Source organism: Phycisphaerae bacterium (assembly GCA_035275405.1).
GTDB lineage: Bacteria > Planctomycetota > Phycisphaerae > UBA1845 > UTPLA1 > DATEMU01.
In genome coordinates this window covers 437,647-459,279 of sequence record DATEMU010000007.1, presented here as the reverse complement: position 1 = coordinate 459,279, position 21,633 = coordinate 437,647, and the positions used below count along the sequence as shown (strand labels likewise).

General features: G+C 59.3%; 20 protein-coding genes. 8 read left to right on the top strand and 12 right to left on the bottom strand.

Going from position 1 to position 21,633, the window contains the following annotated elements; all coding sequences use genetic code 11:
* A partial coding sequence (locus VJZ71_11160) for a hypothetical protein (protein ID HKQ48619.1) occupies nt 1-961 on the bottom strand: 961 nt, incomplete at its 3' end.
* A complete protein-coding gene (locus tag VJZ71_11155; GenBank protein HKQ48618.1) occupies nt 951-1,187 on the bottom strand; it encodes a hypothetical protein in 237 nt (78 codons plus the stop codon). The genes VJZ71_11155 and VJZ71_11160, both read right to left, overlap by 11 nt.
* Nucleotides 1,188-1,391: 204 nt before the next feature.
* Between VJZ71_11155 and VJZ71_11150 the strand changes: the two genes are divergently transcribed.
* From VJZ71_11150 to VJZ71_11130, 5 genes are all read left to right on the top strand, one after another.
* Nucleotides 1,392-1,577, top strand: a complete 186-nt coding sequence (locus VJZ71_11150; GenBank protein HKQ48617.1) for a hypothetical protein — start codon at nt 1,392-1,394, stop codon at nt 1,575-1,577.
* Between the two features lie 11 nt (nt 1,578-1,588).
* A complete protein-coding gene (locus VJZ71_11145) occupies nt 1,589-1,939 on the top strand; it encodes a hypothetical protein (protein ID HKQ48616.1) in 351 nt (116 codons plus the stop codon).
* A gap of 24 nt (nt 1,940-1,963) precedes the next feature.
* Nucleotides 1,964-2,191 (top strand): hypothetical protein, encoded by a 228-nt coding sequence (locus VJZ71_11140; GenBank protein HKQ48615.1) that lies wholly within the window; start codon nt 1,964-1,966, stop codon nt 2,189-2,191.
* Nucleotides 2,192-2,248: 57 nt separating this feature from the next.
* Nucleotides 2,249-2,587 (top strand): winged helix-turn-helix domain-containing protein, encoded by a 339-nt coding sequence (locus VJZ71_11135; GenBank protein HKQ48614.1) that lies wholly within the window; start codon nt 2,249-2,251, stop codon nt 2,585-2,587.
* A 144-nt stretch (nt 2,588-2,731) separates the two neighbouring features.
* Nucleotides 2,732-3,370, top strand: coding sequence for a DUF998 domain-containing protein (locus VJZ71_11130; GenBank protein HKQ48613.1), 639 nt, complete (start codon nt 2,732-2,734; stop codon nt 3,368-3,370).
* Here VJZ71_11130 and VJZ71_11125 read toward each other — a convergent pair.
* The 5 genes from VJZ71_11125 to VJZ71_11105 form a co-directional block, all read right to left on the bottom strand.
* Entirely contained in the window at nt 3,280-4,704 is a 1,425-nt protein-coding gene (locus VJZ71_11125) for a DNA modification methylase (GenBank protein HKQ48612.1), read from the bottom strand. The two genes, VJZ71_11130 and VJZ71_11125, sit on opposite strands and share 91 nt — an antisense overlap.
* 26 nt (nt 4,705-4,730) lie before the next feature.
* Complete coding sequence (locus VJZ71_11120; GenBank protein HKQ48611.1) at nt 4,731-5,303, bottom strand: hypothetical protein; 573 nt, start codon at nt 5,301-5,303, stop codon at nt 4,731-4,733.
* 404 nt (nt 5,304-5,707) lie between these two features.
* On the bottom strand, nt 5,708-5,947 hold the full coding sequence (locus VJZ71_11115; GenBank protein ID HKQ48610.1) for a hypothetical protein: 240 nt from the start codon (nt 5,945-5,947) through the stop codon (nt 5,708-5,710).
* Nucleotides 5,938-8,397, bottom strand: a complete 2,460-nt coding sequence (locus tag VJZ71_11110; protein ID HKQ48609.1) for a bifunctional DNA primase/polymerase — start codon at nt 8,395-8,397, stop codon at nt 5,938-5,940. Before VJZ71_11110 ends, VJZ71_11115 begins: the two co-directional genes overlap by 10 nt.
* A 120-nt stretch (nt 8,398-8,517) precedes the next feature.
* Nucleotides 8,518-8,853 (bottom strand): DUF1580 domain-containing protein, encoded by a 336-nt coding sequence (locus VJZ71_11105; GenBank protein HKQ48608.1) that lies wholly within the window; start codon nt 8,851-8,853, stop codon nt 8,518-8,520.
* 776 nt (nt 8,854-9,629) lie between these two features.
* Between VJZ71_11105 and VJZ71_11100 the strand changes: the two genes are divergently transcribed.
* The 3 genes from VJZ71_11100 to VJZ71_11090 all read left to right on the top strand — a co-directional run bounded on the left by VJZ71_11100 (nt 9,630) and on the right by VJZ71_11090 (nt 11,525).
* Nucleotides 9,630-10,040, top strand: a complete 411-nt coding sequence (locus tag VJZ71_11100; GenBank protein ID HKQ48607.1) for a hypothetical protein — start codon at nt 9,630-9,632, stop codon at nt 10,038-10,040.
* Between the two features lie 273 nt (nt 10,041-10,313).
* A complete protein-coding gene (locus tag VJZ71_11095; protein ID HKQ48606.1) occupies nt 10,314-11,030 on the top strand; it encodes a DUF3800 domain-containing protein in 717 nt (238 codons plus the stop codon).
* 291 nt (nt 11,031-11,321) lie between these two features.
* Nucleotides 11,322-11,525 (top strand): hypothetical protein, encoded by a 204-nt coding sequence (locus tag VJZ71_11090; GenBank protein HKQ48605.1) that lies wholly within the window; start codon nt 11,322-11,324, stop codon nt 11,523-11,525.
* A 1-nt stretch (nt 11,526) separates the two neighbouring features.
* Here VJZ71_11090 and VJZ71_11085 read toward each other — a convergent pair whose 3' ends face one another.
* The 5 genes from VJZ71_11085 to VJZ71_11065 form a co-directional block, all read right to left on the bottom strand.
* Complete coding sequence (locus tag VJZ71_11085) at nt 11,527-12,708, bottom strand: site-specific integrase (protein HKQ48604.1); 1,182 nt, start codon at nt 12,706-12,708, stop codon at nt 11,527-11,529.
* A gap of 538 nt (nt 12,709-13,246) precedes the next feature.
* Nucleotides 13,247-15,367 (bottom strand): hypothetical protein, encoded by a 2,121-nt coding sequence (locus tag VJZ71_11080; GenBank protein HKQ48603.1) that lies wholly within the window; start codon nt 15,365-15,367, stop codon nt 13,247-13,249.
* 43 nt (nt 15,368-15,410) lie between these two features.
* Nucleotides 15,411-18,398 carry a DEAD/DEAH box helicase family protein gene (locus VJZ71_11075; GenBank protein HKQ48602.1) on the bottom strand — a complete coding sequence of 996 codons (2,988 nt, stop codon included), beginning with the start codon at nt 18,396-18,398 and terminating at the stop codon, nt 15,411-15,413.
* Nucleotides 18,399-18,611: 213 nt separating this feature from the next.
* Nucleotides 18,612-19,712 (bottom strand): toll/interleukin-1 receptor domain-containing protein, encoded by a 1,101-nt coding sequence (locus VJZ71_11070; GenBank protein ID HKQ48601.1) that lies wholly within the window; start codon nt 19,710-19,712, stop codon nt 18,612-18,614.
* Between the two features lie 16 nt (nt 19,713-19,728).
* Nucleotides 19,729-21,609 (bottom strand): site-specific DNA-methyltransferase, encoded by a 1,881-nt coding sequence (locus VJZ71_11065; GenBank protein HKQ48600.1) that lies wholly within the window; start codon nt 21,607-21,609, stop codon nt 19,729-19,731.
* Nucleotides 21,610-21,633: the final 24 nt, after the last annotated feature.

Genomic DNA, 21,633 nt, shown 5'->3' with positions numbered 1-21,633 from the left:
TGGCCCCGGCGAGGATGCGCTCTCGCGTGGCGCACTGGGAGGGTGACTTCGCCGATTCATCCGTCTGCGGGTCATCGATCAGGACCAGGGAGGGCCGAATCGCCGCGCCATCCACCCGCTTGTGTTTCATCCCGCGGATCCTGCCCGTGATGCCGGCGACGCTGATGGAGGCGCCCGAGGCCGGGGAGTCCGGCATCGTCGGCAACACGACCTGGCGTGCGGTCCAGCCGATGTGGGTGGGTTTGCCCACGTAGAGTTGGCCCCCGGCACGCTGGTGGATGCCCTCGAGGCAGCGGATGGGAAAGACGACCTCGGGGAAATCCTCGAGCAGCAGGTCGTTGTTCTCCAATTCGGATTTGATGGAATCCAGCATTTTTGCGGCATGCGCTTCATCCGCGCCGATGAGGGCCACGAACTCCCGGTGTCCATAGACCAGGGCCCAGAGGCAGGCCATCTCGCACATGGAGGTCTTGCCGCTCCCCCGCGGCATGGCCATCGCAAAGAGGCCGCCCAAGAGCACCGCCAACTCAATCTTGCGGACCACCTTGAGGTGATCCGGCGACCAAGACAGGTAGAAGGTCTGGGGCAGGTACTGTTCACAGAAGAATTGGAAGTTCCGGGACGCTTTTTCCCTCCGCTCGGCGTTCACCACAGCAGGCAGGTCGCCGATGTTCCGGCCGGAGAGGGACAGTTCGAGGTTGCGCTGCCGGACGCGGTCGCGATGGGCCTCGTAGCCGGTCAGGCCCGGGGGCTCGGGCCGGGGCCGGTGGCGCTCGAGGACCAGCCAGGCCAGATACCGCAGTAGATCGACCTTGGACGAATCACCGGCAGCGACGATCCGCAGACCAGCCCGCTGGCGGTGGTTGTACAACTGCCGGTCGCCGATGACCTCTCCCAGCGGCGTCGAGTTGAGCAGCTTCACGAGCTGCGTCGGGCGCAGGCACCGGGGATCAATCGTCACCGCCGGCCATCTCCTTCACCTGCCAAGCCGTGTAATGCACGAGATTGAGGGTGCCGTCGCCGTTAACGGGCGCGCCGGCGGCGATGTCGGCCTGGATCATCTCTGCCGTGATGAGTTGGCCGCCCGCAGCGCTGAGCAGGCGCGCGGCATCGGCGATGGACAGCGCGTTGGGATTCAGCGCTGGCTTGGCCGGTGGGGCAGGCGGGCTAAGGACATGTCCTGACATTACGCCGCCTCCAACGCCGGGGCGCGTGGCCAACGGCCGCAGCCATGCAATCCGCGCGCCTGACGGCTAGGCGTTTGGCGTAAATAACTGGAAAAGATTGTTGGAATTCCGGCCGGAATGATGGCCCCCGGGCCTTGCTTTCGGTCGCCGAACTTGCCCTCATGTGGATGTACGCATGGGGCGTACGCCGTAGGAGACGCGAACATGAAAACGACGAACGCCAACGACTCGAAACCGATCGCCCTCGACCGCGACCTGCGGGCGTTCTTACGCGAATGCCTATCGTGCCAGAGCCTGGCGATCGGCGCATGGGCCAGCCGCATTCTGCGGGCCGGCACGATGACGCTGAAGGACCTCGAGCGATGCCTGAACCTCGGATTCGAATTTTGAAGGAGCCAACCATGACCGCAGAAAACATCGACACGACCGAACACGAAGACGACGCCCTCGACCTGATGGACTCGCTGGCGCTCAAAAAGATCGCTCGCCGCACCAACGCGGGCGGCGCATGGGTCTCGGGAACGATCGGCGGACACTGCTTCGAGGCCCTCGTATTCGCCGAGCATGCGGAGAACCCCGCCTACGAGATCGACGACAGCCGCATCTCGAAGTTGTGGCTGCGGCGGAGCGAGGACCGAGTGACGGTTTTCAATTGGGACAGGGGCGCGGACATCCCCGCCGCCACGCCGGTCGCCCAGAAGATCGTCGACCTCTTGGCGGCGGGGCTGGCGGAGTTCGTTTTCGGCTCGTAGGCCACGCGAAACGGAGAGACGACCATGACCCTTGAATTTGAAGCCATCGAATTTGACACAGCCGACGAGGCCCTCCAGCACTTTTGCGCCAGCGGCTACGGCGATGCCGTGATCACGCTGAGCGGCAAGTCCTACGTGATCCGCCAGGCCGAGGCCGATCGCCTCGCCGCCGCCGGGTGCGAGTTCGCCTACCTGTGCGACCACGAGATGCCCGACGGCACCTTCCGGATCATGACCGTGCCGGTGAACTGAATGTGAACAACGCCGCGCCGCGTAGGCGTGGCAAAACCTTTTGTAAGGAGTAGATCGATGAGTACGAGCAAGAAAAACAAGAGCACGAAGAAGGCAACCACCAAGCCCAAGGACACCAGCGCCCCCAAGGGCAAGGTGAAGAAGGTCAACGCCGCGCCCAAGCCCAAGCGCGTCAGCGCCCTGGACGCCGCCGCGACGGTTCTGGCCAAGGCGAGCAAGCCGATGCGCAGCGTCGACCTGATCACGGCGATGGCCGAGAAGGGCCTGTGGAAGAGCCCGGGCGGCAAGACGCCGCACGCCACGCTCTACGCCGCGATCCTGCGGGAGATCAACGCCAAGGGCAAAGAGGCCCGGTTCAAGAAGGTCGAGCGGGGGCAGTTCGCGTACGCAGGCTAGACACATCTTCAATCACTTCTCCAACGCCTCGGCCCCGACCGGGGCGTTGCTCCGGTGTGAGCACCAACCAAGCAGACTTCCTAAACCAAACTTGGCGCTTCTCGACTCTTGCGCGTAGAATGCCGCTGGTCCCGAGATCCGATCATGGTCGCACGGCACTCTAGGAAGACGCCCCGCTTCACGTCCAGGTTTTTCGCGACCACGGCCATCGCCTGCTTCGCGTACGCCCTTTTCGCCCTGCTCCTGCTGCATGTTCTCCGGCCCGACTTTGCGCCGGCCAGCCACATGATCAGTGAATACGCCATCGGTCGGTACGGCTGGGTCATGACCACCTGCTTCCTGGCCATGAGCTGCGGCTGCATGATGCTGCTGCTGGGACTGGCCCGCAGCGGCCCCGGTTCGGTTGTCGCTTGGGTCGGCACAATTCTGCTGGGGATTCCCGCGATTGGCCTGGTGGTCTCGGCGTTCTTCCCGATGGACAGTCCGGGTGCGCCATCGACCCGCTCGGGGGAAATCCACGACAACAGCTTTTTCGTGAACGTGATTACCATCTTTCTCGTAACGGTGCTCCTGTCCGTCGGTTTCGGGAGGCACCCGCGCTGGCGCACCTTCCAGCGCACCGCCGTCCTCATGTCCGCCCTGATCGTCGTCGCATTCGTCCTTCAGTTCCTCACGCTTCACCGGGGGATGCCCTATGGTCTGGCCAACCGGTTCTTCTTCTTGGTGCTCACCGTTTGGTTCTTTGCGACAGCGCTTCGGCTGCGCGCGCTGGCGAGCGAGTGAGGCGAAGACGCGGGACACTTCGGATGCACCGGACCGTCATCTAGTCGCAGAGGCATGGACTGCCCGCACTGAGCATCCGCCGTCGTGCATTTGTTCCCAATTCCGGGTAAGAGAGCCCTCTCCGCCTTTCGTCCCGTGAAATTCTCCCACCGCTCCACGCACACATGAACGTAAATCGGGCTGATCTCGATGGCGAAGCAGCGTCGGCTGGCCTGCTCGGCGGCGATGATCTGCGAACCGCTTCCGGCAAAGGGCTCGTAACAGATATCACCGGCCTTCGTGTGTTGGCAAATCGGGATGGCAAACAACTCCACCGGCTTAGACGTCGGATGATCTGTTTTCGCTCCAGGCGGAATCGTCGGAACATTCCATACCGAATGCGGGTGGTCCTTGGCGAAGCGCTTGGGCTTGTTCGGGCGCACCCAGCCGAAAAAGCACGGTTCGTGCTGCCACATGTACCACGACCGGGTGAGGATCGGTCGGTCCTTCGCCCAGATGATTTGCTGGTGGACGAACGCGCCGTGCTTTTCCCACACCGCTTCAAGCATGGCCTGTCTACGCGAGGCGTGCCAGCAATACCACGCCGCGTTCGGTAGGATCGCGTCAGCCACGGCGGCGGCGACAAACTTCTCATAGAGTTCCGGGTTGGCAGCGGCCTCATCCCAGGTCGCGCCGTAGGACTCGGACCAATCCTTGTTTTTGTCCGGCTCGCCCCATTTGTGGGGATGGTTCGTGCCGTCGTAGTCGACGAGGTAGGGCGGGTCGGTCGCGAAAAGCGCGGCGCGCTGACCGTCCATCACGCGGCGTACGTGTTCGGGGTTCGTGCAGTCGCCGCATAAAAGGCGGTGATCCCCCAAAATCCAGATGTCACCAGGTTTTGTCGTCGCCTCGTCGGGCGGCGCGGGCACGTCGTCAGCATCGCAGAGTCCCTGTTTCACGCCGGGGTCGAGCAAGGTCGCCAATTCATCGACGTTGAAACCGAGCAGCGACCAGTCGATGCCGGCGTTCTTCAATTCGCCGATCTCCGCAGCCAACAGTTCGAGGTTCCACTCCGCCAATTCGGCCGTCTTATTGTCAGCGATGCGGTACGCCCGGATCTGTTCCGGCGTCAGGTCCTTGGCGATGTGAACCGGCACTTTCACGAGGCCGAGCTTCTGCGCAGCTCGGTAGCGGGTATGACCGCATACGATGAGGCCGTCGTCATCGACCACGATGGGTTGGCGGAACCCGAACTGCTTGATCGACGCGGCGACGGCATCGACCGCCGAATCGTTCAGGCGCGGGTTGTTCTCGTACGGTTTGATGCGGTCCAGCGGCCGCTGCTCGATCTTCATCGTCCGACCTCCCTGTCAGTCGTGCGCTATCTCCGCCGTCCCCTTTGCCGTCGCCTTCGGGCGGCGTACAGGAGCAAGGCCGCTGCTTGCCCCGTCGAGACGTTGGGCCTGGGAACCGCCTCGATGATCAGCTGCGGCTCGTCCAGCGTGCATTGCCGGGTGCCGGCGCCAAACTGGTAACTCCAACCCAACCCTATCGATCCCCCGGCTTGAGCCGAAATCTGGAGGACGTCGATCACGGGGGACAAATCCGTGCCCTGTGGGCCAACGACCGGAAGGTCGGCAGCGAGGGGTGTCGCGTTCCCGATGGCCGCAAACAGCGTGGCATCCGGTGCCAATAGCACTTCACTGATCACCCCGACCTGCATTACGCCGCCGGCGTTGGAGATGCTGGCGATTCCCCATGCCAGGTAGGCTGATTGGATTTGAAAGTTCCGCAGGGGTTCGAGGGAGAAATAGGAAAAGGCATGGATCACCAACTGGCCCGAACGCCGGACCAAGATGGGCGCGGTCACATTGCGGAGGTAAAAACCAAACTCGTTCGAGATGTGCCCAAATCCCGCCGTCGTGGGCGGCAGGTTGAAAACCTCAGGGTTCATGTTCGTCACTCCCTTGTCGGCCCCTCAGGGCTCGCCCTACCGCCGCCAACTCTCGCCCCCAACGCCCACGTTCGCCCCCGTTGCGACCGGGCGACCTGGGCGACGTTGGGCACGCCCTGCCGCGCCGGGTCGCCCACGGCCCAACGGGCCGCGTCGGGGGCCGACCCCAAAAAACCGGCCAGGACCGGAGGCCCAAATCGCACGCAAGTCGCGATGGCGGCGCGGTTTGTAAAAAACCGGCTAGACGAAAGAATGTGTGTCCATTCCCTCGGCTATTCCCACGGGCATCGAGCGCGCATCTTCGCCGGGAAGGAACCATAGAACTCCCAGGTGCCATGCATGCGGCACTCCGCGCGGTCCTCGGCGGCCGTATCGGCCAGGTAGGACTACGGCCAAGCGTGAGATCAGGCATGCGCCTCTCCATTTGCACTTGCCACGGCCTGGCGCAGTTCGCGGAAGGCGACTCGCTCCGCATCAGCCCGGCTCAGGCCGCCGTCGTATTCCGCGACCGCTGCCCGATGCTCGAAAAGCTCCCGCAACTCCGCCCGTTGGTCCGAGTCCGTTTGTTGCTTGATCAAGACGATTGCCGCGCGAAACCAAAGGTCCGGCGGGATGACTTCCTTGCTGATCGCAATCATTTCCATGGCCCCCGATTCGTGGGATTGATTCCTGACAACGTCTCACCCAAGAGTGCCTTCGCCACGGACGCATCCTCAATCAGATCCGGGTCCAACTCCGCGGGGACCGCTGATTCCGACGAATCCGGCGTGGTGATACTTTTTTCGCTTATTTCGCTTTCTTCGCACCCCATGGACGTGGCTTTTTGGGGTTCCTGATTAAGTCCATGTGAAGAGTTCTTAGGTAATGTCCCCTCCATCTGGATGTTCGCGTCTGCTGGTTGCCGTGCCATGGGTGGCGAATTAAGCGAATTATGCGAATTAAGCGCCGCCGACTCGGGACTTATTTCGCTTTTTTCGCTTTGTTCGCACGGGGCAGCCGTGGCAATCCAGAGTTCGGCTGGCCGGCCGCCAGTGTGCCGTTGGACACATCGGGCCATTCCGGACTGGAGAAGGACTCCCAGCGCCCGATCGATCTCCCCCGCCCGGCGATGCCGTCCAAACAGCTCGTGGATTTGCCGTCGTTCCAATCCACTCGGGTTTTGGCGAAGCGCCCCCAGAATCGTGTCCGCCACGGGATCGCCCAAGGCGTCGCCGAAGGTGTATTCCGCAGACCGCTCGCAGAACTCCCAAAGGGCAAGGGCCGCTTCAAGATGCTCTCGTCGGATTACTTCCGATTGGTCCTCGAGGGCATAAAGCACGGACAACCGCATGACCTGTGCCTCGGCCCTGGACAGCGCCGCACCGAGGAGCCCTGGACGTCCTTCCGATAGAGCGGGGTAAACTTCGTGCCAGAGCTTCCGCGCGTTGTCGTCCCGCCGGACCTCGTCCACATTGCGGGCAAACTCGATAGCCTGACGCAGCTCGCCGACCACCCGCTCGACACCGGACATCGCGCCGCCGCCATCGGGCAGGCACTTGGATCGCCGGACGACGACCCACAGAAAACGATTGCCGAGCCCATTCAGAATCTCCGTGTCGTCCAGATGCCGGAGGAGTTCGTCCTTGGTGATGTGCCCGACAATACTGATGTGAGCGCCTGTCGACGTTGCCGGCGAATTTTTAGTGATCGACTTCAGAATATGTGCACCGTCCCAGGCTCGCCGCATGACCGGCGACAGCGTATTTCCTTCGCGCGACATGACTTTGAGCACTCCGCCAAATTCGGATTCGACGATCAGCAGCCGTTTGTCCGGTTCTCCCGCATCAATCTCGACGTCGTCGTAGCGGACGATCCGGCGTTTGGCCCCGCTCCCTTCACGAACCGGTTCGCGCTTTTGGATTGGATCGCGGACCGCCCAGATCAATCCTTCGCCCGACGACATGCCGCCAGCGGCAACCCGGTTTTCCCGCCAGGCGTTATCAATCGATCCGAAAAGTGCAAACGTCCGTCCGGCGCTGGTTCCTTTGCGGCCCTTCGAGGTCGGCCCCACAAGCACAGCGTACATCGTGGTAAAATGCTGATCCCCCTCGACGCGGAAATGGGCGCTCCGGCCGATGACGCTACCGAAGGCCACGTGAAACTGAACCAGGATCGCCGCCGGGTCCGCCTCGGTGTGCGGCTCGACCATTCGCACGATCTTTCCGGCGAGACCGTAATACGCGGCGGCCCCGGGAGGCTTCGGCCATGCCCTTTGCCGCGTGGCAAGCACCGGAGATCTGGCTTCCGCCGGCACGGCCGGCGTGCGATGTTTACCAAAGGCTGACGCGACGGTGTTTTTGAATTCCTTTTGGTCCGTTAGGGGTGGACTACACGCAGCGCAGCCGGTTAGAAGCTTCTCTGTTGCTTCCTCAAGGGTCCAACCGCACCCCGCCATGTCGGCGGCTGCGCGGAATAACTCGTCGTTGCGCTTCCCCTCGGCAGCACCGTTGACGATGAAATCGAGTGTTCGTTTGGACAGTGCAGCGACTGGGCGGCCGTTCTTCTTCGAGTCGGCTGACGTCACAGGCAAAGGTTCGGCGAGTAGATTCACCCACGCAGGGGGGAGGTCGGCGAGGTTCGGCTCTTCGCTGCACCATTCATAGCGTCCCCCATTTGGATGAAGCGATGGCGGGGCGACAACGTATCCGCCGTCGCCCCGGATATCGACGCCCGAGGCCCCCGCCAGTCCAGCCTTGTTGCGAATGGCCGCGTCCTTCGGATACTTGAAGTAACGATGTAGCCCGCCACCAGGCGTCTTCACCATGACGGTTGGAGGCAAAGTTCCGTAGCGCTCTTCAAGTACGACGAGGCCGGCGTCGCCGCCATGACGTGGGTCTGTATCGATGACGACGAGGTCCGAGGCTGCGCCGCAGGCGATCCCGATTCCACCTTGACGGTACGCCTTGGCCCACCATTCCCGAACTTGCTCGGTGTCAGTAGTCGCGGCCGTGGGCCACGCCTTGACGAGCGGCTTCTTGTCGCGCCCGACCGGAAACACGCGCCAGCCGCGTTCTGCGAGAGCGAGGGCATGGGGCAACGTTTCGTCGATCGTCATGATCCAACCTCATTCAGCGTGATTAGTTACGTCCTTCACTTCGCCCATCTGTCACTCTGCCGTGCTTGGGCCGTCAACCTCAAAGCTGTTTCTGCTGCGTTATTCGTGGCTGTGGCCATATCAGATGCGTGCCCGCTCAAGGATGCGATCTGCATCGTCGAGCATTCGCTGCCGGGCGCGCGGTGCCGGCGCCAGGGTCTCTCGAACTCGTTCAAGCTGCGGTTGTTCCGGGGGTACGTCTGCGGCCGCCAAGGCATTGACGAATCGGTTTAACGCTTCTCGGCTCGTGGCGATGTTGCGGCCGACGCGGACGTATTCGAGCTGCACCCCGCCCAGGCCCTTACGGCACCACCGCCAAAGCGTGGCGATAGCCGGCCGCTTGCCGTTGACGGGCGGGAGGACCTTCGTCGCCTCGGTCAGGCTAAGGAGCGTTTCGTTTGTGATGTCGATTGGCATGGCCTGTTGCTCCGTTTCGTTCTGAAGCAACTATGCCACACGATTTCATTGCTAGGGGGCGCGCAAGGGGCGCTTAAGGGTCGACTAAGGGCCGTGTAATGCTCTATTCGGGTTGAGGCTTGCCGGCTCCGCAAAGTGGAAGCGACCGCTGCCACGTCCAGCTTGACGGCGTGGGCTCGCCTCCCAGCCTCGCACCCGTTCGGGCTTGGAGGAAAGCTGCTGGGGTGGCAAGCACGCAGAGTAAATGCCGATTCGAGGTCTACCCGTGTTTGAGTTGTCGGCGGACTGAAATTGGCTCTGGCGTATGTAGTTGCGTCCGGACGCCGAGATCCCCCGTTCAAGCGTGGCACCCGCAGCGCGATCCACCCCGTAGTCACGGGGCACTAGGTCCGACGGAATTATGCACGTCACTAACCACACCGACGGTCCAAATCGCGCTAAGTTTTGATTAAGAACATCGACGACGGGGCGGCCCTACGTGCGACGCTTCGCTCTGCGCCGTCGCGGTCTCTGCGGTTTCTTCGTGATCTGGAATGAAGCCCGCAGGATGTCGTCGAGTGACGTCCTGGTGGTCCTGATGATGCCGGTATTCACAGGCCTTCGTGGTTTTTTCCGCTTTGCCATACCCCCAAGCCTATCTTTAAGCCCCAAAATGGCAAGAAAAACTCTTGTTTTGTAGATATCTACAGGGCTTGACATACATTCACAGAAACGATTGTATACGTCGGCGGTTTCCGTGAATCGCGGGTTTACCGTGTAAAAAGAAGCGAGGATTTATGAAAGTTAAGATCGGCAACATTGAATTTAGCGATTTGACCCCTGAAGAATTGGATGAAATCGTTGCTCGCTACGGCTCTATTGAATTAGCAAGCGCGGCTACGTCCAACCTAGATTCTTCGCGATCCGGCTCAGGGCGATTGACCGGCGCTGGTCACGCCGATACAGTGTTGTTGCATAAGTTTGTCGAGTCTGCGACGACAGGGCTTTCGACCAATGAAATAGCCGAAATGCTCCAACGTCGCGGACGCGCGCTACCCAAGGCTGTAGAGGCATGGGCGCGGCGCGTCGGACTAAAGGAAGGAACCTTAGACCCCTTCGAGTATTGCCGCGTAGGGACGAAGCGGCACATCCGTATCAAACAATCCGTCCTAGAGGTCGCCAAGCGCCTAGCGGCGCACAACAGATAGGAAAGGTGGTGGTGCTAATGCGATGGCAACCAACATGAGCGAGGGCCGTAACTGATCGGCCCAGAAAAAAGAAGCCCCGGCTAGACTCTTGCGGAGGGCTGCCGGGGCTTCAATCAGTCATTGTGGGCGTGGCGAAAAGAAACGCGCTGAAGTTGGCCTTCGGTGGGGTGCTCGCGCACCCTTTGCGGGTATCAAATCCCGTCGCCCACATCTCATTATAAACATCGACAATTGGCCTGTAAAGTCGGCATTTTCTTGTGGTTTCGGTGGGCTATGGCTGTTCTACACGCATTCTGCGACGAGAGTAGAGACTTCACTTGTGAGTACATGGTCTACGGAGGAACTAGGCTGTCGGATGTCGATCTCGTTTTGTTTTTGGATCGGATGCGTGAGTGGCGAGAAGAAAACAACATGACCGCCGAGTTGAAGTGGAAAAAAGTATCTGCCTGCAAGTTGCCGCAATACAAATCTCTGGTTGACTTGTTTTTTGAGCTTGCCAGCAGCCACAAAATATACTTCAAGTCGCTTGTCGTTAACACTAGCGAAATCGACTTTAACACCTATCACGAGGGGGATAGGGAGTTAGGATTCTACAAGCTCTATTATCAGCTCCTGCTGCACAAGTTCGTCAAATTCGTTCAACCAGGTACGGGGCTTATTGTTCACCTAGACCAGCGACCGCGCGCCCCGTCCTACGAAGAATTCAAAACGATTCTCAACCGTGGTGCTCTTGCAAGGTTTGGAATGTACAATCCGGTTAGAAATGTTGAGGCGATCCGGTCTCACGATTCGGATTGCATTCAAATCGCCGATGTGCTTATGGGGGCAATTGGCTGGGAGTGGAATTCCTTAGGCGCTCGTCCTGACGCGCGGCCAGCGAAAAAAGAATTGGCTGCCTATATAGCAAGGAAGGCTGGTTTGCTTTCACTAAGACAAGCAACTCCCTACAGGATGAGAATATTCGATATCTGGAAAATGAAATTCTATTGAAAAAAAATGAGCGCCCTACTGCCTACACCCCCGAAGGGGTACACCCCGCCTTCGCGGGGGTCTCCGTGACTCATCACGGTCTTCGGCGAGTAACGCGCTCGGTAAGATGATAGCATGCAAGTTGTGGCCCCGTCAAACACCCCATAAATCAAGCCTTTTAAGCTGTTTTTAAGCCTGTTTGTACATTAGCCGCGTCCCTGGCGCGCATCGCAAGGCCGCTTCCGTCCGCTCTGAGTCCGATACCTTGTGGTGGGTGAACCGCCAAGCGAACTCATCGCAGTAGCGGTTTAGGTGTTGCTTGCCGACGTGGTGAAACGTCCCGTGGATTCCTCTATTGAAAAGGGCGAAGAGCGACTCGGTCGTGTTGCAATGCGCATCACCGCGAGCTTACTCTCCGTCGCTGTGGTTCACCGAATGATGCCTGCCCTTGAACCGCTTGGCGATCTTGCGATACGCCTGTATCTCATCGGTCATGAGCGCAACGTCCGGCGATAACCTAACCAGCCCTTCCCATAGCTTCAATGGCCTTCTGCTGATCAGCCTCGGCATAAATCGTCGTGATCGCCGCGCTGCGGTGACCGAGGATGATACGGGCGGTCTCCAAGCCGAACTCCTTTCGCAGGAAGGTCGCGGCGTTGTGGCGAAGTTGGTGCGGGTGCCAGGAGGGAACGCCTGCGCGTTTGCAGGCCCGCTCTATTGCGCGCCGATAGACGCTCACACGGTACATCTTTCCAGGAGTTCGCTTCGGCCTCTGACTGCGGTTCGTGCCCGGTCGATTGCCGCACGACATCGGAGTCTTCCGTATCGAGTGCAGGTCGGCGCGCCTTGCTTGATCTGCTTCGGCCGGGGAGAAGCAGTAGGCGTCGACACGGCGCTTTAGGAACGGGCGAAGCACCGCCTGCCCTCGTGGGCCGATGTACACCCTTCGCTCATGCCCGTGGTGGGCCGTCTTGTGGCTGGCGGGGGCGTAAACCCAGATCCGGCCACCCATGTCGATTTCGACCGGGCGCAGGGTCGCGATCTCGCCGGAGCGAGCCGCCGTGAGCAACTGGAGCTGCACCATCGCCCACACTTGTTGGCTCACGAAGGGACGGATTGCGTCGATGTGCTCCTGTGCTGCGGGCCGGACGGGCTTGCTTTCCTTTGCCTCGCAGCGACCGCGTCGAAGCCCGTCGACGGCCAGCAATGCGTGGAACGCCTCACCAGGAATCAACTCCTCGCTTGCGGCCCATTTGAAAACCCGCCTGATCCGGCTGATTCGACAGTTGATGTTCCGCCGGCACAGCTTCGCCTCGATCATTTTCTGACGGATGGTGCGCAGGGCTCGTGGTCCGAATTCGACGGCGCGAGCCATTCCATAGAGCTCCTTCACCTGCCTGAGGGCGTCGCGAATATTGTCCAACTCGCGAGAAAGCTGCCCTTCTGAATTGCGGTAATACCTCTCCGCGTGCAACCAGTAGCGCGCGATCAACTCCTTGACCGTAATCTGGTCTTGGGCTACGCGCAGCTGCCGCCCGTTGGCCATCCATTCAGCGACCATCGCGTGGTACTTCCGTTTCGCCTCCGGCGCCTCGTGGAAGCCGAGGTAGAAGCGCTTGCCGGACAACTCGACATACGCCTGCTGGGTGGCTTTGTGGATTCGGAACTTGGGGACTCGTTGAGATGCTTGGGCCTTCACGACCGTGCTCCTTGGGTGCCGCGTGTACACTACACGCGTCTTGCCTCGGGTTACGGCCGCTCCGCCCAATAGGCGGGTCCTCGCAACTAGCGAGGTCGGCGTTATTTACGAGTATAGCGGGCGATGGGATTCGAACCCACGACGTCCAGCTTGGGAAAATCCTGGGAATCCCGTGGCGGAAATCCCGAAAGTTCTTTTCTGCCAGCAGCTTAGCAACCTGATTCGCGTTTCGCAATCCTTCGCACGGCATCGCGTTTTTTCGCGTGAGAACGCGGTATCGAAAGCTAAAAGCGGTATAAAAACGGTAGAGCCTTTTGGGTGCAAAACCGACAGGTCACGGACGCTGATCCGCGTCACGGCGGGAGCCGTCTAGCCAACAGCTTCTGACGGCGTCGATGAGCAGCCGGCTCCCGCAGGTCCCTTCGGGTTGATAAACGCTCGGGCGAATGCCCCGAGCCGGAGCGGTCTGCATCCCGAAAAGGCTGCCCGGCGCTTTGCGCTGACAGAGTGAGCCATCTACTCAGGGTGAATTTGCCGCTCATACATCGACTACGGAACTATCCGCGCTTTGGTCGGCAGGCACAACTCGATGTTGAGTGTCGCTCGTTTCAGTCTCCGTCGGCGCCGGCTTCTTCAGATCTGGCGGAAGTCCGAGCTTGTGAAACAGGATGGCGTTCCGTTTGCGCGCGTCGGATATCGCTTTTTGATACGAGATCACCTCAAGGTACACCTCATGGGTCGTATTGAAGCCGATGAATCCTTCGTCATCGGGAGTGACTTTCAAGCCGGCATCCTCAGCGTATTCTCGCATTCTTGCTGTGAGATCACACAGAATGTAAGCGTAGAAGGGTGTCCCTGGTTTCACTTTGAGCGTGCGGCCGTCCTTCGTCACGGTTCCGGTGCGGATTGTTCGGACATAGCCGAACACTTGACGAATTGGGTCGCGATCATCGGTCATCGGCCGTTTGAACTCGATGATTACTGCAGCTCCAATATCGACGTCCCCTTCACCAAAGAAGAATGGCCGATCGAAAATAAGCAAATCCAGCTCCTTGCCGCTGTCGATCGTGATGGGGTCGATAGACTTCAACGGTTTGTCGGACGCTAGGTAGTAGTGGAACGCCAGCCGCTCATCAATGATCCAGAGGTTCATGCGATCAGGCTCCACGTCGTCTGACGTGGCGCGCATCGGAAAAATGACCTGGTGGATGTCCTTCTCGAAATGATGTTTCCCATCGGCCCGCAGCCTAAGTCGGTCAAATAGAAACGAGAGGATTGCCTTTCGATGCGCTACGTACTTCGCGAGTTGATCCCGGCCAACATCACCGAACTGCTCAAGGAATTGATCCAACTTCTTACGGTAGTCGTCAGGATCGTCGGCGGCCTCGCCAGCCTGGAGCAACTCACTTGCCTGTCTACGTAATTCAAATTCGATGGCTTTGGATCCCTGATATAGGGCGATGTCAATGTCGTTGGAAGATGCGCCGGGCGGTATTGCCGCGACGACTTCGGGCTTCTGTGTGACAACATGCCGATACCAAGGGGCCTGCGTTTGCACATATTCTGTCACGCGGCGGTCCTTCTCGGCCCTGATCGTCTGCGTGTAGGGATCAAGAAACTTGGCCGCCTCCGCGACGGAATGATCCACGATTGCGTTCCACGGAATTGCGCCGGAATGCGGGAGTGTGCTGTCCGCGATTTTGTCGAAATCTGTTCGTTCGGGGTTCACAGACTCATCGAGGGTAGAACTTGAAATATATCCGTGGTAAATAACGGCGGTGCCTGCCTCAGAAAGTGGCGAGCGCAGATCGGGAAGACGAGCATCCAGTGCCTCAGTTGCAACCGCTTGCTTATGAGCGCAAAAATGGAGTTCGTGCTTAAGGTCGCCTTGTTTCTTAAGAAGCAGGTGATTCAATTCGAAGTCGTTGTCATTGACCCTGAAGTGCGTGTGTTCGTTCTTGAGCTTGAGGTTGTCGAACCAATCATTCAGGACGATCTGAAAGCTCGTGTCGTCGTCTGTAAGCAACATCGTGGGCGACGTTGGAAGCGCTAGATACTGCACGAAGCGTCGAACTATGTGTCCGGCAATTGCTTCGGTGTGTTTGGGGCAATGATCCTTGAAGGGCGAGAGCATCCGCTCCAGCCTGACGACGGTCTTTCGGTGTGATCCCTTAGCCGACGTTGGAGTCTTGCCACCTGTACAGCCATCCTTCAATGTAAATGTGAACTTGCGATGTGCTTGTTCGCCATCATGGGAAAAGATACTGTCCACATGTGCGCGAGCGAAGACCTTTAACCACATGAAGCGGCCACGTCCTTTGGCACCCAAATGGCGTTTCAATTGTGAGAATGCGGTCTTGAATGAGTCGAAATTAGCTGTGTCGAAACCAATTCCGTTGTCAATAATCGTGAACCCTTCGATTGGGTGAAGATCGATTTTCTGCTCATCCTTGTGCCGTAACACTCCTTGGCTCTTGTCCCGGTGAATCATGATCTCGATCCGGCCCCTGACTTGACGATTGTCTTTGTGAAGCGTATGGATGCTGTGGATCGAATTGCTGATGGCCTCGTACAGAGGCAGCAGGCATTTTTGGGGCGGCGTAGGAGCTAGGGGAACGCTTCCCTGTACGAATCCCTCAAGGTCCATCTCCATCGACATACCTCGTCTCCCACGATTTCGGAGAATCCACAGCGAGCCTTACCTATACGTCGTCCGCCGATACGACCACGTTAAACGGCACGCCGAGCGTCTCGAAGTGCTTCTGCCCACAGCGGACTTTGTCGGCCTCGCTGGTGCGGAGTTTCAGGAAGTCCTTGGTTCCCTTGGTCTCGCGCACGAGGTACAGGGCCTGGCCGTCGTGCTTCACGATGGCCCAGTCGGGATTGTACTTGCCGACGGGCGTGTCAATCTCGAACCAGTTGGGGAGCTTGACGAACACCTTGATGTCCTCGCGCTGGTCCAGCTTGCGGGCGAATTCCCTTTCGACTTCAGAATCATAGACGACGTACTCGTACACCGAGTGCTGGACCTGAAGCGCCGTGAGGTAGTTGATTAGCTCCTCGTTCTTGAAAAGCAACATCTCCCACTCGGCGTCCGGACCTTGCCCGCCGATTTTCTCGTATTTGATGCCGTCCACAAGCAGTCGGTGAAGTTCGTGCTTGAGGATGCCGGCGACGGCGTCCATGAAGCGCTGCGGGTCCACGAAGAATTCAGACAGCCGGCCGGATTCTTTGAGAATCCGGACAAGCGACGAGCGGGTCAATTCCGTCTCGTTCTGGAGGTACGCGAGCACGTCCGGCACTGGCCGGTTGCCAAATGCGACCTGCTCCTCGGCGGCGCTGATGGCAGTCGCAGTCACGCCGCCCCGCACAACGCCCACCTGCCCGGCCGTCACACGGATTCTCGCCGCCTCGATCCTGGGCATCTTCTTGATCGTGGCGACGGCGGCGCCGACAAGCTCGTCGGTCTTGAACTCAACACGGTACATCGTCTTGGGCTTGATTCGATCCCACAACGCCTTGAATTCCGGGCTGATTTGCACTTCCTTGCGAAGCCGGTTGGGGCCTTCCTGCTTCTCGCGGCGGATGTGCCGCTCGATCTGGTAGCTCGCGAGCAGGTCCACGACAGCGGGGGCAAGTTCCTTGTGCGGCGCGGGCAGTTCGATCTTGAAATCCGGCCGCTTGGGGTCGAATGCCGGCTGCAAGCGCCCTTCCCCGTCGATCATCTTCTGCCCGACGAGCGACTTCTTGATCGCCTCGGCGGCCTCTCGGCCGATGGGCTTTTCTTCGCCTTCGATGACCTGAGTCAACCGGGCGATGGCGGTAATCGGCACCTTGCCAAACGTAACGCCGCAATCGTCCTCGTATTCTGTCTGGAGCGCCTTCGCGAAGTCCTCATAGCTCTCGTTCGCCATGACGAACAGTTTGTTGATCGAATCGTCGAACACACGCTGCCCGTGTTGGTTGACCGGCAGGCGCAGGCCGCGGCCGATCTCTTGTCGCTTCTTGAGCGCGGAGCGCGTCTCATTCAGCGTGCAAATCTGAAAGACGTTGGGATTATCCCAGCCCTCGCGAAGCGCCGAATGGCTGAAAATGAAGCGCAGCGGCTCTTCTTCTGCGAGTAGCCGCTCCTTGTCCTTCATGATGAGGTTGTAAACCTCGTCGTCGGCTTGGGTATCGCCGCGCGTGTCTTTCAGCACGCCCTTCTTGTCCTGGGCGAAGTAGCCGTCATGCAGCTTTTCGACAGCGTGCTTGAACAGCGGCAGTCCCTTGTAGCGTTCCTCCTTGGCGAATTCGGCGAGCGCCGCTTCAAACGCCTCGGCAAACTTTCCCATCACCGGCTTGCCGTCTCCGTTGTAATCGCGGTAGTTGGCGACTCGGTCGATGAAGAACAGGCTCAGCACTTTGACGCCGCGGTCGCGTAGTTGAAGTTCCTTCTCCAGGTGCTTCTTAATCGTGTGCTTGATCTGTGCCCGCCATACGTCGTCGCGGAGGCCGCCGATTTCTTCGCCGAGCCGCATTACGCGGCCGCTGGTGAAGCGGATGTACTCGCTGCCCGGTTCGGCGTTGATCTCGGCAATCTCGAATCCCTGCCGATAGGCGGCGCGCTCCTCGGACACCGAAAACAGGTCGGCTCCGTTCTTCACCGTGACCGACTTTTCCTTCGGGCCGTCTGCCGACTGGACGTGGATGCGGAGCTTGGCCTTGATGCCGGGCTTGTAGTCAATCTTCTCGACCCGGACGAAGGCATCGTTGGCGCCGCCGTCGGCAACGGCGCTGCCGACCACGATCTGCTTTACGAGCCGAAGCTCGAAGGCCCGCACAGGGTCGAGCCGGTACACAAGGTTGTACGGATTGCGGTGGGTCGCAGAGTAGCGGAGCGTGCAAAGCGGATTCAGCGCCCGGATGGCCTCCTGCGCCTTCTCGGTCGAATCGACGCTTTGCGGCTCGTCGATGATGACGATGGGCCGTGCCGCCTGGACGAACTCGATCGGCTGCCGGCCGGAAAGCCGGTCGCTTTCCTTGTAAATGACGTTGCTCTTCTGCTCGGCTTCGGTACCGGTGAAGTTCTTGCGAAAGGCGTCGATGTTGATGACGAGAATCTGGAGCGTGTTGCTGATGGCAAACTGCCGTAGCTTATTGACTTTCTTGGCATCGTAAACGAAGTGCTCGAAGGGCAGATTGTTGTAGATCGCCCGGAAGTGCTCGGCGGTAATCTCGATGTTCTTGAGCACTCCCTCGCGGATCGCCACACTGGGCACGACGATGATGAACTTCTGGAAGCCGTAGCGGCGGGAAAGCTCGAACACCGTGCGGAGATAGACGTATGTCTTGCCGGTGCCGGTCTCCATTTCGACCGAGAAGTGCGGACAGGCCCTGGCGGCATTTGCCGGGCCGTCAAACAAGTCCCACGCCTCCAGGGGCGCAGCCGTGTCAGGCACCTCGATATCGTTGCGGGCTTGTATGGTGCGGACGTTTTGCAGCAGCTTGTCGGCCGACAGGAGCATCTGGTTTCCGACGCCAAGCTCGGTCCGCTCCTGGCCGGCAAGCAGGTCGCCCGCCGCGCCCCAATCGCCCATGTTGATGACGGCGTATTCCGGCGCGCCCTGCGGCTGGCCGTCAAACACGTCGGTGAGCGCGGCAATCGCGTCAAGCTGGAACGGCTGGTTGGCGTCGAATTGCAGTTTCATGGGCTTCAGCTACCAGTTTTCTGAGGCAATGGCCAGTTCGGCGTCGAACTTGAACTCTCCAATTTTCTCGGAGAGTTGGCGAAGCGCCATGCTCCTCGAACTATTCGAATTCTTCGAATAGTTGCCCTTGGCCTCAATCGAGCTTCCCTGAGATTGTCGAATTCGGGCATCGGGTCCTCGCGGGTCACTTGTGAATAATCATGCAGTGAGCCATCAGAATGGAATCTCCGTCTCGGCAGGCTGCGGCAATACCAGCTCGTTGTCGCTTACGATCCAATCTTTCCCAGTCCATTGCTTCAGGAGCGGACGTAGCAAGTCCATTCCATCAAATGAGTATTTGTTTTGGGGGTTCGCGCGATATGCGGCGAGCAGCCGATCAACCTGAGTTGCGGAAAGCTCCCGAAACGTTGCAAGCAGATGCTTGATACTCCACGCCGATTCTGCCCAACTACGCGATTGAGAATAGGCAGCAATGGCGCACTCGAACAAACGCGATTGGTCCGAGAGGCGCTTGCCGAGCAAGTCAAACACCTTGAGCGCAATCGCGTCGGTCTCCTTCCAGGAACAGCCGCCAAGTCCTTGTCCCTTTCCCATGAGTCCGTACGGGTCCAGGCCAAGTCTCACGGCGATGAGGGGAACGCCGCGGCCGATTGCGACTCCCACCTCCTGATCGGTCCAGTTGCTGTCGTGGAAATCGGCGGACAACAGGGCTACATGGGCATCCATGCTGAATAGCGCTCGCTCAATCTCCTTTTGCCATTCCTGCGTCGGCTCGATGTCCTCATGCGCTACAAAGGCGCCGATCCCGCATTGGGCAAGGGATTGTTTCAATTGAGAGGTCTCAACCTTGACGGTCGCCTTGTGGCTCAGAAATACGCGCACGTGATACGGCCCCCAAATGCGCTTGAGCGCGTCTGCTGGCACAGAGTGTGAAGCCATCGGCGGCCGATAGACTCCCGACTCCTCCCGCCATCGATCCTGCTCAGCGGTGCTCATCTCGATGAACACCTGGCTCACATGCTCATTCCGGGTGTTGTCGAGCTTGTTCAGGTCTGACGCGATCCGCGACTGAGCCTCGTCCTTCGTATCAATGAGGCGCAGGAAAATATCCTCGGGAACGGTAAGAGTGACGGCATGGCCGTAAGTGCCGCCATCCCAGTTGTCATAGTCCCAGCCTTCATGAATTGACAGGACACCGTTTACGACGATCTCGCGCAATAGCGGCTCATTGGCGCGCTCGTATAGCCTATTCAGAGTTGCAAGATATGCATCCACGCGGCCTGGAAGGTCGAATTTGGGTTGCTCTTGTGCCATTATCAACGCGCCCCTCCTACACGGTCTTGAAGCTGGTGACGCCCTTGGTCTTGAACGTCTGGACGGCGTTGGCCTTCAACTGGTCGTTGCCGGCGAAGCCGGCGTCCAAGCAGACGACGCGCTCGGGCTTGGCGTCGGCGATGGCGCGGATCAGTTCGAGCGTGAGCGCCTGCTCCAGGCAGATAATCAGCGCGCCGCCGGCGACGATGTAGACGGACTTGCCGGCAATCGCCTTCTTCTCGACCGGCGTCGTCAGCGGGAAGCCGCTCTTCAGCAATAGTTCATACAGAATGTCGTCCCCAGTGCGCCCATCCCGAATGTGCTCGACGTGAAGTTCAAGTTGTTCTTGAAGTGCTTCGGCCTCGTGCTGAACGCGGGCATCCCATTCGGTGAAGCTCGATTCCGCCAGCTTGAAGATACGGAATCCAAGATCTGGCTTTGTGCCGGCGTCCATAGCAAGTCTACCGGCGTTCTCGTCGCTCACCTTCTTGATGACACGCTGAACGCGCTCTTTGCACATGTCGGCGATAGTTTTCAACGTAGGCTCTGGTGTCGGGAGCGGCTCGGGGAGTTGCACCAGGATGAACTGGCGATTGCCACCGTCTTCTCGATTCTGCTCAATGACCGCTTGGCCGGTGGGTCCGCTGCCGGCGAAGAAGTCAAGAACGATATCGGGTTCTGATGTGCTGGTTGCGATCTTGATGGCCTGCCGCAGGAGTCTGGACGGCTTAACTGAGTTGAGGACGTTTTCGCTGTGTTCGAACTTGACCAGGCTGAGCAGTTCTTCCTTCGCTTCCTGCGTATGTCCAACTAGCTTGTAGTCCCAGAGCGTTTGCGGGACGACCCCTTCCTTTACTTCAGTAAGAAACCTCTTCAATCGTGGGACGTTATCGCCGGACTCGCCCCACCAAATCCGTTTGTCACGATTCAGTTCATCAAAACGCTCACGCGAAAACCGCCAATATGTCCCTTTCGGATTCGAGAACTTCTTTCCGGTCGGGCTAACAACCTCGTACTCGCCTTTGCTGTAATAGTTGCGGGCCTGCAACGCCCCCGAGAGCCACGGCCCACGCGGATCGTTGTCGGGGTTCATGTACCGTGCTTTGATCTCCTCAGATCGTGGCAACAGGCTTGGCTCCCATGAGTCCTTTGACCGTGCGTAGACGACAATGTAGTCATGGTCTTCCGAGAAATAGGCTGCGGTGTTTTTGGGGGAGAACATCTTCTGCCAAATGACCGTCGCCAGGAAATTTTCCTCACCGAACACTTCATTACATAGCTTGCGAAGATTGTCGTATTCCTGGTCAGCGATACTGATGAAGATTGCGCCGTCATCGCGAAGCAGATTCCGGGCGAGATATAGCCGCGGATACATCATGTTCATCCACTTTGAATGGAAACGTCCATCCGTGTCGCTATTTGTCCCGAACTTGCGGCCCTCCGTATCGACCTGACCTGTGAATTCGAGGTACGTCCGGAGCGATTCCGAGAAGTCATCTGGGTAAATGAAGTCGTTGCCGGTGTTGTACGGCGGGTCGATGTAGATCATCTTGACCTTGCCGAGATACGACTTCTGCAAGAGCTTGAGGACCTCCAGATTGTCGCCTTCGATGATAAGGTTCTCGCTCGTCTCGAAGTTGACGCTCTCCTCCGGGCACGGGCGAAGCGCGGCGACGCTCGGCGTCTGAATGGTCTTGAAGCAGTCGGCTTTGCCCGGCCAGTTCATGCCGTAGCGCTCTTTGCCCACGTCCACGCTTTGGCCAAGGGCGAGCTTGAGCCGCTCGAAGTCGAGCTTGCCGCCCTCGGTGCGTACTTCCGGGAAGAGCCGCAGCAGTTCGGCAATCTTCTCGCCCGCGATGTCGTGCGAGCGGAGGTCGAGTTTTTCCGGTTCGGTCATTTCCCAGTGTCCCCTGTCATTGTC